Below are 12,551 nucleotides of genomic sequence, written 5' to 3' on the forward strand. Positions count from 1 at the left end.
CATCCCGCAAGGTAGTGAAGTGTCGGTTTTCGTTCTCGGACAATTATCCGGTATCCGTTGGTAGGCTTCGGCTCATAGAGCGGCCGGGAGCCCTGGTCTATCTGCCGCAATGTGATAGAAAGGAGGGAGGTTCCTCAATCGGCAGATAGGTCAGTTTAATACAGTTTGAGGAACCAGGTGAAGAGATGAGCCTGATGATCTATAACACGCTCACGAGGAGGAAGGAGGAGTTCATCCCGATAGAGGAGAACAAGGTCCGGATGTATTGCTGCGGGCCGACCGTATACGATTATTTCCACATCGGCAACGCCCGCACCTTCGTCGTGTTCGATGTGGTCAGAAGATACCTGGAATACAGAGGCTATGAGGTCAGATATGTCCAGAACATCACGGATATAGACGATAAGATAATCAACAGGGCCAACGAGATGGGCGTTTCCCCGAAGGAGATAGCCGAACGGTACACCAGGGCCTACCTTGAGGATAGCGCCAGGTTGGGGATTAAACCTCCCACCGTCTCCCCTAAAGCCACCGAGCATATCCCCGATATGATCCGGCTCATAGAGAGGTTGATCGAGAAAGGGCATGCCTATGTGGTCGATGGGGACGTGTTCTTCGACGTCAGATCTTTCCCCGAATACGGGAAGCTCTCCGGTAGGGGGAAGGGGGAGGACACGATGGCCGGCGCAAGGGTGGAGGTTGACGAGCGGAAGCGGAATCCCGAGGATTTCGCCCTTTGGAAGAGCGCTAAGCCCGGTGAGCCGTATTGGGATAGCCCGTGGGGTAAGGGCAGGCCGGGATGGCATATAGAGTGTTCGGTGATGTCCATGAAACATCTCGGCGAGACCCTGGACATCCATGCCGGCGGCAGCGATCTGATCTTCCCACATCATGAGAACGAGATCGCCCAGAGCGAGGCGGCGACCGGGAAACCCTTCGCCAGATACTGGCTCCATACCGCCTTCCTGAGGATCGGCGGCAAAAGGATGGGCAAATCGGAGGGGAATTTCATATTCGTCAGGGATGCGCTGGAGCAATATAGACCTGAGGCTATAAGGCTGTTTCTGCTCTCGGCTCACTACCGCAGCCCGCTCAACTACACCGACGAAAGCCTTCAGGAGGCGATGAACGCCGTCTCAAGGCTTCAAAACTGCCTCGATAACATGATGAGATTCGGCTTGGAAGGGGAGATAACGGAGGAGGATCTGACGGAAGGAGAGAGATCGTTCAGAGAGGCGATCGAAAGACTGCTTGAGAGGTTCAAGGCCGAGATGGATAACGATTTCAACACGGCCGGGGCGATCGGGGCGATATTTGAGTTCGTCGGCGATGCCAATACCTTCATGGCCGCAAATCAGGGTAGGTTCACCGATAACGGCAGAAGGCTCCTCTGGACGGGATACGAGAGGTTAAGGGAGATCAGCGGAGACGTGCTGGGGATATACGGCCTCTCCGAAGAGAGCCTGCCTCAGACCGACCTGATCTCCAAGCTCCTGGATCTGATCGTCCAGATCAGACATGAAGCGAGGATGCGCAAGGACTGGGCCACGGCGGATAAGATCAGAGACAGGCTCTCTGAGCTCGGAATCAGGCTCGAGGATACCAGAGAGGGCACGATATGGAAGCTCAACGGGCATGCCCGTTGAGTTCCTCTATCCTTACCGCCCTTTTCTCCTCCGCGCTGCGGATGGCTGCGAAGACTATGGCAAGCGAGTTGAGGTTATCCCTGCCGCTACATTCCGGTTCCCTCTTCTCCCTGATGGCGGAGACGAACTCGGCTAGGATGGCGTCCTGGCCGGTCAGGGCAAGCTTATCCAAGGGTATTTCCCTTCTCTCCGCCTTCTCACGGGGGAAGGATCTGGTGTGGAAGATGCGGTCATCCTCCCAGGTTAGGCTTCCTTCAGGCCCCTCTATCCTCCACTCGCCGTTCCATGGCGAGGGTTTGCCGACGCTGCATCCCAGGGCATGATGCGTGACGATAAGTCCTCCTTCGAACCTGATCACAGCGGCGTGTCCCGCGTCGCCCGCGTGCCAGCCCCATGAGGGGTTCCAGGTCCAGGCCTGCACCTCGATCGGCTCTCTGTTCAGGACGTATCTCAGCATATCGAAGTGGTGTATGCCCATATCGGTTAAAAGCGGATATGGCATCGTGGTGTAGTGTGTTCCGGGCCTCGTGGCCCAGGGTCTATAGAACCCGACCGATACGACCTCCGGGGTGCCTATGACGCCCTCATCGAGCAACCTTCTGGTGGTTCTCGGCACAGGGCCGAACCTGTAGTTCTGGGTGATCATGAACACCCTGCCCGCCTTTTCGGCCGCCTCGACCATCCTTTTGGCCGCCTCAAACCTGTCGCTCATCGGCTTTTCCTCCAGCACGTGCAGCCCGGCTTCGAAGGATCTGGTGGCTATCTCCTCATGCACGGCAGGTGGGGTGACATCGAGGGTAAAGTCGGCCTCGACCGAGTTCATGGCCTCCTCAAGGGAGCCGAAGAGGCGATCCTCGGGGATCTGAAACTGCTCGGCGTAGGCCCGTCGTCTCTCCTCCACAGGCTCTACATATCCGACAAGCTCCACGTCGGAACTCCTGGCGCATACGTTCACCCAGCTTCGAGCCCTGCCGCCGAGTCCGACGACTATCCCTCTGAGTTTATCAGGCATTATCCTCCTCCTTCAAGGCATGGTATATACAACGACGCATGATATGGTCGAGGACCAGATGGATGTCCTCGACCGGACCATACTTGTCGCTTTCGACGACTATAGCGATATCGGCCAGCTTTGCCAATTTCCCTCCACCGAAACCGGTCAGGCCTATCACCTTACATCCCAACTGACGCGCATATTCGGCCGCCCTGAGCACGTTAGGGGAATTGCCGCTGGCGCTTATCGCTATGAGCAGATCGTCGGGACGCATCAGGTTTTTAAGCTGCTCGACGAAGATCGCCTCATACGAGACGTCGTTCGCCCAGGCGGTTAAAAGCGACAGGTTATCCGCCATGCTGATCACCCTCAGCCTAGGCTTGCCCTCCACGGCGGTGCCCTTGCCGAGATCGCATGCGAAGTGTGAAGCGGTGGATGCGCTGCCGCCGTTCCCCGCCACGAAGATCGTGCCACCCTTCCTATAGCTCTCCAGCATCACTTCCACGGCTTGACGGATGACCTTTATCGGCAACATATCCAGGGCCGACTTTAGCTCCTCGATGTAACCTCTTATGATCTCCTCCATCACTTTCCCTCCTTCATGCTGTTTATCACCAGCGCTACGGCAGCCAGATCGCCGACGTACTCCCCGAGCTGGGCGGGCAGGATTCTGACTATGCTTGCTGCCCTCTCCATCGCCATCTTTCTGACGTTTCGCCTTATCGGCTCCAGCAACAGGTCTCCGGCGGCGACGGCTATCGTCCCGATTATGACCACCTCGGGGTTGAGGATGTTGACCATGTTGGCGATTCCCCATCCCATGTAGAAGGCTGTCTCCTCTATCAGTTTCATCGCCAGCGGATCGTCCCTTCGAGCTGCCTCCACCACGTGTTCGCTTCGTATATCCTCGATCTCACCGCCAGCCAGTTTGAGGATCAGGGTGTCGGGGTTCTCCCGGACGGCCTCTCGAGCCCTGCGGGCGATGGAGGGGCCGGAACAAAGGGCTTCGAGACATCCTCTCTTACCGCAGCCACAGAGGGGGCCGTCGGGGATCAGGATCTGATGGCCGACCTCACCCGCCGTGTCGTTTGCGCCGTGGTAGATCTTCCCATCGATGACTATCCCGCCGCCGATCCCAGTTCCCATCGTCATGTAAACGACATAGTTGTATCCCCTTCCCGCACCGAACATCCACTCCGCCAGTGCGCCGGCATTGGCGTCGTTCTCGATTATCGCCGGTATACCGAACTCCTCCTCTATCCTGCTTTTAAGCGGTATGGCATCCCACCCGGGCAGATTCGGAGGTGAATAGATGATCCCCGTCCTGGTATCCAGAGGTCCGCCGCAACTGACGCCTATCCCGACGACCTGATCCACCTCAACTTTAGCCGTTCTCATCAGCTCGCGCGTCATATCGAAGAGCCTGCCGATGACGTGATCCGGACCCTTATGTGCCTCGGTGGGTCTTTTGATCTTGCGGACGATATGGCCCTGAAGGTCGGAAACCACCACGGCCAGCTTCGTCCCACCTATATCCATCCCTATCACATATCTTCCGGTCATATCACATCCTCCGAAATTCAACATTGACAGGGTTTTTTCCCGCATTTCGGGCAGCCGCGGGCATATCTCTGCGCGGCCTCCTCCAGATCTATGTCGAGGAGGCTCGCTAATGTGGAGAGCCAGGCGAAGACATCGCTGAACTCCTCCATAAGCCTCTCCCTATCCCGTCTTCTGATCTCCTTCGCCAGCTCGCCGACCTCCTCGACGAACCAGACGAACGTTCCCTCGACGCCTCTGCGGTTATCGCGGTCGAAATAGATCTCCTCTATCAGCCTCTGAAACTCCTTTATCCCTCTGACCCTACCATCCATATCTTTTCGGCCCCCATTCCTTTTTGATTAGCTCCTGTTTAGCTAGCACCATGGTCTTACTCGGCACATCCTCGTAGAGGATAACCCCCGGCCCGATGATGCTATATGAGCCGATCTTACACCCCGGCATTATGATGGCGTTGACGCCCGTGCGGCAGAACTCGCCCATATATATGGCATTTGCGCCTATCGGCGGCACCTCTGGCCGCCCCTTAACCCGATGGACGGTATCTTCGTCGTCGAACCTCAGCGTCCCGCACACCGTTGCCGCACCTATGTCGGTCGCCGTGCCGAACACCCCGAACATCTCGCAATAATGATAGAGATAGACCTTATCCATCAGCACGCCTGACATCTCCGCTCCGTGGCCGATTATGCATCTATGGCCTATCGAGGTATGCCCTGTGACCAGGGAGTAATCGCTGATACGGCATCCATCCCCGACGAATATCCTGCCGTTGAGGATGGCGCCGTTGGTGATGTTGTTGTCTCTGCCGGCTATCAGCGTGCCGTTTATGACGACCCTCGGTCCGATACGCGTGCCTTCGGCCAGGATCACCCTGCCGTTTATCTCGGCCGAATCGTGGATCCGCACTCCGGAAGCTATCCGATCCTCCTCGATCCTCCTGGCCATGTAATCTACCAGCCTGCCGTTTGCCTCCAACAGATGCCAGGGTTTATCCACATCCACGAAGAACTCATCACACTCCACCGCCAGGACGTCTCTCCCCTCGTCCAACATGATCTGCACCGACTGAGCCAGCTCAGCCTCAGGGGGAGGCATGCCGCCGACGGGCACGCGCGTGAAGATCCCCGGATTCCTGCGGATATACTCATATGCGGAGGGTTTGAAGGCATATATGCCACAGACGCGATATGATCCGCCGCGGGGATGTCCCTCAAGACCCGTCAGCCTATCGCCCGACACCCCGGCGCAGATCCAGTCGTTAGGCCTTTCACGATCGAGCCTTTGGACCAAAGCGGCGGCCTCAGCATCAGAGCTCTCGAAGGACTGGATGAGCTTTTTCAGGTTTTCATCAGCCGTGACCACGTCCCCATAAGCGATTAAGAACTCCTCATCGATTCCGGTCGGCAGGGCGGTGAGCACGGCGGTTGCGCTTCCCTCGGAGGGATCGGACTGGGTTACGAACTCCACCCCTTCGATATCCGCTAAGGTCCCTTGAACCTGCTGCCTGTAATGGCCCGTCACAACGATCAACCTACTGAATCCCAGCTCCTTCAGCTGCAACGCCAGCCTTCTTACCATGGGCGTGTTGGCGACGGGTAAAGTGCATTTCTGTCTGAACTCGCCATAGGGCCAAACCTTCGTCCCCAACCCAGCGGCCAAGATCACAGCGGTTTTCACACCTTCTCCTCCTCATCCCGTGATTTCCGACAGATAATTGATACCTGAATTTCGAGGTTTTCGTCAAGTCTGTTTAATCCCCTCTCGATCCAGCTCCTTCAGCATGGGCACGAGTTTACATTTGCAGGCTATTTGCGACGCCCGACATCTCAAGTCCTATACACCTTGAAATACTCGAACCTCGTCGATGTCACCGGCGATTCGGGACATAGCGCGAGGATGCCCACCTTGATCGGATCCTCCATTGGGATATCCGCCCAGCCGCAGCGATACCAAGTTTCCCCATCTGAGCTGACATATCCGGTGAACCGATCTCCCCTCCGCTCAAGACGAAACCAGACAGGATCTGCATCTAACGGATGTATACCGGGATGAATGAACCTACCATTGACGTTGCAACCGTAACATACACAGCCAGTATACCAATCACTGCTTCCAGCTACATAGAACCGGCGGCTCTAACGGCATCGAGCTCAGCCGCCGCGACCGAGGCGAACAAAGCGAGCCGAGGGAGCAGTCGGCTGCAGTGAGAAGTTAGGCGGTGGCCTTGCCTCCTAAGCCGCTCCCTCCCTGCCTCGTTCGGCGGCCTTTCTTTAGAAGCTCGTGGAATTCCTCAACACTAATGCCGGCATCACGCAATATAGCCCGCAAAGTACCTATCGGCACTATCCGCCCCTTGTGAATGGGCACGGTCACCCGCTTCCCATCGCTTGCCCGGCGAAGATGCAAATGGCTGCCCCGTTGGCGCTGCTCCTCAAAACCGGCACGCTTCAATGCCTGAATCAATTGCTGACAATCAACTCGAGGAAGCTTTGGACTCATACGGCCACCGGTACCGATAATTGAGTGATGAACACCGGTTCACCTTCAACGGGAATCGGTTCCCCACTTTCTAACATACTTTCAACGTGAAGAGCTATTGCTTCGGCAATATTGGCACGCGCTTCCTCTACCGTGGCTCCAAACGTGTGACATCCCGGCAAGGCAGGTACATAGGCGTGGAAAGCATCCTCATCCGGTTCTATCACCACCGTGAACCGATATACCGCCATCGCATACCTCCCCCTTGGTATGACACAAAATGGTTCGCACCTTCACTACCGCCTAACTTATGATTATACGGAGAAAATTCTAGGTAAAAATTTTATGCGGAAATTTTTCCGCATAATCCTTTTATCCAGAATTTCCGGTTGAAATCAACCTTAAGATTACGGCAAAATTATATACGATCTCTAAGAACCTGTCAAGAATAAGCCAGGTATGAGGAAGATGCCTCGACGTCCTAAAAAACTCCTCGATAAGTCCGTGAAAAAATACGACTGAAACATTACTACGAAAATAAACCCCGTCGCTTGCGGCGGGGAACCGCACGCGGGGGAGTCCAGAGGGGGTGCAACACTCCCCTCTGGCGTCGGGTGGGGTTCAAGCCCCACCCGACGGGTATCTTTTTGACTTAATGACAACAAATGACGGTTGAGCTGTGGATGGCGGACAATTGGCTATAGATGCTACACTCAAGGGAAATAGAGCGAAACACGAACAGGGGGGTATCAGAATGATATATAGGATAATATGTGTGCTTTGCTGTCTGACGCTGGGCTTTAATGTCGGCTACGCCGCTCTGAACGAGGATCTAGTAGGTCTGTGGCTCTTCGATGAAGGGAAGGGTGATACCGTGAAGGATTCCTCCGGGATGGGCAATGACGGCAAAGCCGAAGGCGGACCCAAATGGGTCGATGGCAAGTATGGTGGAGGTATGGAGTTCGACGGAGTTGACGACATGGTTGTGATTCCCGATTCCGACGTGCTGGAATTCGACGATGATTTCACACTTGCGGTCTGGATTAAAACGGAGGCAAAACCGCCTGAGCCACCGGCTATCATCACCAAGGGATATCACGACAGATCGAACACGAGACCTTGGTATCTGCTGTATTACCGTCCTACGGGGACCATTACGATGTATCTGAGAAATCTAGCCAATCAGAACTCAATAGCCGACGGCAAAACGCCTGTTAACGATGGTAAATGGCATCATGTGATCGGCATGAAGGTAGGCGATAAGGTTAAAGTGTATATCGACGGGAAGGAGGATGCTTCCGCCCCCCTCAGTGGGAAGGCTAAATACGGTGGAAACGATTATCCTTTGGTGTTCATGAGACATTATGACCGTTTTCTGTCGGGGATTATAGATGAGGTTGCCATCTTTAAAAGAGCTCTCACGGAGGATGAGATTCAACAGCTCATGGAAGGCGCAGGAACCTTGCTCGCCGTGGACCCGAATGGTAAGTTGGCGACAAGCTGGGGGGCGATCAAAGAAAACAGATGATCAATGGATATACCATGAGAGAAGATCAGATGAGGGGATACATCTCATCCTCCGCTGAGGGGTTTCTTTCATCCTTTAGGTTATGCGATGGCGGGGAGTTTCCCTTAATCCCAAGCTTGTGACCAGTCTCTATAAAAACCTTCCGCAGGTGACAGTCGGATTTAGCCAGCAGGGGAATGCGGGGGCGTGTAAGCGTCGTCTCCTCTTGGCTTGACAGACCTGCCCCAATGTTTTTATAGTTGAATTGCTATGAGCAACCGACCTGAACGACTCCAGCGTGTCCTCCGAGGGTTGGCATTGATGCTGGCCGCGCTCAGCGCGGCGTTTCTCGCAGCACACGGGAATGGGGCACCGGCGGATGGCATAAGCTACCTCCTCGACCCGCGTGACATACAACGGGCAGGCGAGCAGTACGAACGCGATATGGCGCGCTTGGAACGTGCTGCGCGAGACGCTTGCCGTCTTCGCCCTTTATAGCTTTTTTAACAGGGCATATAGAAGCCATCCCATGCCACATCAGCTTGAGGGCTACAAGATGGCGGGGTCAGTAGGGTTGAGTCTGAGGAAGCTCTCCATCGCCATGCTCATCTCCACCGCCTTTACCGTCATGGTGGTGTTTTGGGAGTATCTATATCTCTACTACAGATTCGGCGCTTCATCCGGTTATTTCGGTCCCTGGACCTTAGGATTCGGACGGGAAACGTTCACAACCCTTCAGAACTGGATCTGCTATCCGACGGGAACTGATAGGATAGGGATCTCCTTTGTAGGAGCGGGGTTCCTGGTATCAACCGTCCTTATGCTTTTGAGGACCAGATTCCTCTGGTTCCCATTTCATCCTCTAGGCTATGCGATGGCCGGGGACTGGGGGATGTATAATCTGTGGAGCTGCTTCTTTTCAAGCTTCATCCTAAAGTGGGCTATACTCAAGTATGGGGGGTTAAGACAATATCGTAAGGCCGTTCCGTTCTTCCTAGGGCTTGCGCTCGGGGATTTATCCCTCGGAAGCGTTTGGAGCATCATGGGGATAGCGATGAACACAACGATATATCAGCCCTTCCCTTAATATCTGACCTTGCAATCGGCCCGGAGATGTAATAAAATGGAAGGAGATAAAGCGTATTCCGGAGGGATTTATGAACCTCAGATCGGTCTTACGATCCCTGCTGATCGCATCCGTCATCCTTTGTCTCGGGTCTCTTACAAGGACGGATGGAAGCTTTCTGGATGCTCCGTTTCACTCTGAGCCGTTAGGACTCGGCGGAGGCGGCGCTATGTATCGTCCCGTCATCTCCCCGCATAACCCAAATCTGATGTTCGTCTCGTGTGACATGGGGGGATTCTACCGCTCGATAGATGGCGGGAAAACGTGGACGATGATCGACGGCCGCCAGATGAGCGGATCGCCGGATACCCCGATAGCGTTTCACCCGACGGACCCGAATACGATCTATGCCTACGGTTTCAATGCACTGCGGATATCGACCGATGGTGGAATCACGTGGCGTCCGCTCATCGATAATCCTCCCTGGCAGGATAATCAGGTAATCGCCATCGGAACGGATCTGGAAGATCCGGAATTCATGCTGGTCGGAACGGAGGACTCCGCCTATCGCTCAACTGACGGCGGCAGAACATGGCGGATCTGTGAAGGGGTGAGCGGGCGGGTGGTGGGATTTTACATCGATCCGACCTCTCCCTCGGGGAATCGAACCTGCTTTGTCGCCACCGATAGGGGCGTATATCGTTCCGATGATGGGGGTAGAAGCTGGGTCGAAAAAACGGAGGGGCTTCCCTGGGGTGAAATCCGGGATTTCGCCGCCGGCGCGGATCTGAAATCCGGGCGTGTTATCCTTTACGTCACAATCCCGAGTCGTATCGTCAACGGTAGATTTGCCGGCGGGGTCTATAGATCGTTCGATAAGGGCGAATCATGGCAAAGCGCCATGGGAGATGGCATCAACACGGAGATAGGTTTGAAGGACGAATACGGGCAGGGGGAGATCGCCCAGTACTATTTCATCGCCTGTGGCGAGGCTAAGCCCGAAACCGTTTATGTCACGAATACCGGCACCGGCTATTGGCCGCCGTATCATTTCACCGTCTACCGGAGCGATGATGCGGGGGATACATGGCGATACTGTTTCAACGGCGATCCGCGCTTCAAGGAACATAACGTCGAGAACGGGTGGATCGTCTGGGATATAAACTGGGGATGGGGCGGAGATGCGCTGGGATTCGGCATCTGTCCGACCGACCCGTCGGTGGCAGCTTACACGAACAGCGGGGAGATCTACATCACACACGATGGAGGGGAGACCTGGCAGTGTGGATATTCCCGTCGAGCTCCCGGTCAGGGGGTGCCCAGCGGAAACCAACGATGGAGCTCGGTCGGTCTGGAGGTCACGACCACCTGGAACTACTATATCGATCCGCACAGGGAGAGCATCCATTATATCTGCTACACGGACATCGGTTTCGCCAGAAGCGAGGACGGCGGGGAGACATGGCAACACAGCACGGACGGATCGCCGTGGCGGAACACCTTCTATGAGCTGGCGTTCGATCCCGATGTGCCGGGGTTGATCTGGGCTGCCGTGTCGGATCAACACGATATCGGGCATTGGTCCAACATCGAGGGCCCGCTCGCCGGAGGCGGTGTGGTGGTCAGCAGGGACTTCGGCAGAACCTGGCGGACGTCCAGCTCAGGGCTTCCCGATGCCCCTGCGGTTTCCATAGTTATCGACCCTAAATCGCCGCCTGAAAGCCGTCGTCTCTGGGTCGCTGTGTTCGGGTATGGCGTCTATCGTTCCGACGACGGCGGGAAGTCGTGGACGAGAAAGTCGAACGGTTTGGGCAATCCGGGAAATATGCACGTTTACTCACTAAGGCTTCATCCCGACGGAACCTTATTCTGCCTGATCACCGGTAAACGGGATGGCGTGGACTTTCCCGTCCCCGGGGGATTATGGATGAGCCGTGACGGGGGCGAGTCATGGCATCCGATAGCTGACTCCCTTAACCTCTACTGGCCTATGGGCTTTGCCGTCCATCCTAAGGACAGCCGGATCATCTATCTCTGCGCCTCGGATGCCCCACGGCTCGGCGGCGGCGGGCTTTACAAGACGACCGATGGCGGCAAAACATGGCGCAAACTGGATGTCTACTTCCCTCCAGAATACCTGTCATACGTCCATACCTTCACCCCTGTCATCCATCCGAACGATCCGAATATCGTCCTCCTGACCACCGGGACACACGGGATCTTCGTGAGCGAGGATGACGGTGAGACCTGGCACGAGTGGAAGGTGATCCCGTTCATGAACACGCACCGGATAACCTTCGATCCCTCCAACAGCGATGTGATGTACATAACCACCTTCGGCGGAGGGGTGTGGAGGGTAACTATGGAGGGCACCTCCGATACGACACCGCCCGATATCGGCGGGTTGATCCCCGCACCCGATTCCATCCTCACCGATCCGGAGACAACCATCCAGGCTCGTATCACGGATAACACCGATCAATTGGATACCTCCTCCATACTCCTTTTGCTGGATGGGGTCAAGGTGTCGTATCTATTTAAGGATGGGGTTCTCACCTATACGCCGAAATCGCTCTCCGCCGGTAGGCACACCGTTACCGTCAGAGCGAGCGACATCTTCGGAAACACGGCGGAGAAGACGTGGTCTTTCACGGTGAAGATCGAGGTCGAAAAGCCATGGGATGTGAACGGCGATGGCGTGGTGAACATATTCGATATTGTGATCGTCGGCAGAAATCTGGGGAAATCCGGTGAGGGATTGTCCTCCGATGTGAACGGCGATGGGAAGGTGAATATCTTCGATATCGTGATCGTGGCGGTGCACATCAACGAGACCGCTGATCATGCCGCTCCGTCTTCTCCGCTGTTGCCGGTTGGGCTGAGAAGGGAGGAGCTCGAAAGGTGGATCGTCGAGGCTCGCGAGGCTGATGACGGATCTGAGCTCTTCAAAAACGGAATCGAAGTGCTCGAAAGGCTTTTGGAGACGATTCCTCCTGAGCGTACCTCGCTGCTCCCCTGCTATCCCAACCCCTTCAATTCGGAGACGTGGATCCCCTACCAGCTCAGTAGGCCGTCGGATGTTTCCATCATCATCTATGACCTCTTAGGCAGGGTTATCAGGCGATTCAATCTGGGCTATCACCGGACGGGGGTTTACCGGTCGCGATCGAGATCCGTGCGTTGGGATGGCACCAACGATGTCGGCGAGCCGATCGCCAGCGGCGACTATTTTGTCATGCTCAGGACGAAGGATTATCGGGGGATATGCCGTGTGGTTTTACTTAAATGAGAAGGAGA

The 12,551-nt window shown here is 55.5% G+C and carries 12 protein-coding genes; 4 read left to right on the forward strand and 8 right to left on the reverse strand.

Translation table 11 applies throughout. From position 1 onward, the window contains the following. Window positions 1–191: 191 nt before the first annotated feature. Window positions 192–1,646 (forward strand): cysteine--tRNA ligase, encoded by a 1,455-nt coding sequence (gene cysS, locus J7M22_09185; protein MCD6506784.1) that lies wholly within the window; start codon window positions 192–194, stop codon window positions 1,644–1,646. Here the strand turns inward: cysS and J7M22_09190 are convergent. The 8 genes from J7M22_09190 to J7M22_09225 form a co-directional block, all read right to left on the reverse strand. Beyond that, window positions 1,627–2,658, reverse strand: a complete 1,032-nt coding sequence (locus J7M22_09190) for a Gfo/Idh/MocA family oxidoreductase (GenBank protein MCD6506785.1) — start codon at window positions 2,656–2,658, stop codon at window positions 1,627–1,629. The two genes, cysS and J7M22_09190, sit on opposite strands and share 20 nt — an antisense overlap. Next, window positions 2,651–3,175 (reverse strand): SIS domain-containing protein, encoded by a 525-nt coding sequence (locus J7M22_09195; GenBank protein MCD6506786.1) that lies wholly within the window; start codon window positions 3,173–3,175, stop codon window positions 2,651–2,653. The genes J7M22_09190 and J7M22_09195 overlap by 8 nt, the downstream gene beginning before the upstream one ends. Before the next feature lie 50 nt (window positions 3,176–3,225). Then, window positions 3,226–4,203, reverse strand: coding sequence for an ROK family protein (locus tag J7M22_09200; protein MCD6506787.1), 978 nt, complete (start codon window positions 4,201–4,203; stop codon window positions 3,226–3,228). Window positions 4,204–4,220: 17 nt separating this feature from the next. Then, window positions 4,221–4,514 carry a nucleotide pyrophosphohydrolase gene (locus tag J7M22_09205; protein MCD6506788.1) on the reverse strand — a complete coding sequence of 98 codons (294 nt, stop codon included), beginning with the start codon at window positions 4,512–4,514 and terminating at the stop codon, window positions 4,221–4,223. Next, a complete protein-coding gene (locus J7M22_09210; protein ID MCD6506789.1) occupies window positions 4,504–5,880 on the reverse strand; it encodes an NTP transferase domain-containing protein in 1,377 nt (458 codons plus the stop codon). The genes J7M22_09205 and J7M22_09210 overlap by 11 nt, the downstream gene beginning before the upstream one ends. A 149-nt stretch (window positions 5,881–6,029) precedes the next feature. Further along, on the reverse strand, window positions 6,030–6,257 hold the full coding sequence (locus J7M22_09215) for a DUF1349 domain-containing protein (GenBank protein ID MCD6506790.1): 228 nt from the start codon (window positions 6,255–6,257) through the stop codon (window positions 6,030–6,032). A gap of 157 nt (window positions 6,258–6,414) precedes the next feature. Further along, window positions 6,415–6,702 (reverse strand): type II toxin-antitoxin system HicA family toxin, encoded by a 288-nt coding sequence (locus tag J7M22_09220; GenBank protein MCD6506791.1) that lies wholly within the window; start codon window positions 6,700–6,702, stop codon window positions 6,415–6,417. Beyond that, window positions 6,699–6,932 (reverse strand): type II toxin-antitoxin system HicB family antitoxin, encoded by a 234-nt coding sequence (locus J7M22_09225; GenBank protein MCD6506792.1) that lies wholly within the window; start codon window positions 6,930–6,932, stop codon window positions 6,699–6,701. The genes J7M22_09220 and J7M22_09225 overlap by 4 nt, the downstream gene beginning before the upstream one ends. A gap of 503 nt (window positions 6,933–7,435) precedes the next feature. Here J7M22_09225 and J7M22_09230 point away from each other — a divergent pair. From J7M22_09230 to J7M22_09240, 3 genes are all read left to right on the forward strand, one after another. After that, window positions 7,436–8,209, forward strand: a complete 774-nt coding sequence (locus tag J7M22_09230) for a LamG domain-containing protein (GenBank protein ID MCD6506793.1) — start codon at window positions 7,436–7,438, stop codon at window positions 8,207–8,209. A gap of 535 nt (window positions 8,210–8,744) precedes the next feature. Continuing rightward, the gene (locus J7M22_09235) at window positions 8,745–9,275 is read left to right on the forward strand and encodes a hypothetical protein (GenBank protein MCD6506794.1); all 531 of its coding nucleotides are present in this window, start codon (window positions 8,745–8,747) and stop codon (window positions 9,273–9,275) included. Between the two features lie 70 nt (window positions 9,276–9,345). Continuing rightward, window positions 9,346–12,543 carry a hypothetical protein gene (locus J7M22_09240; GenBank protein MCD6506795.1) on the forward strand — a complete coding sequence of 1,066 codons (3,198 nt, stop codon included), beginning with the start codon at window positions 9,346–9,348 and terminating at the stop codon, window positions 12,541–12,543. Window positions 12,544–12,551 lie beyond the last annotated feature (8 nt).

It is taken from the genome of Candidatus Poribacteria bacterium (assembly GCA_021162805.1).
Classification (GTDB): Bacteria; Poribacteria; WGA-4E; order B28-G17; family B28-G17; genus JAGGXZ01.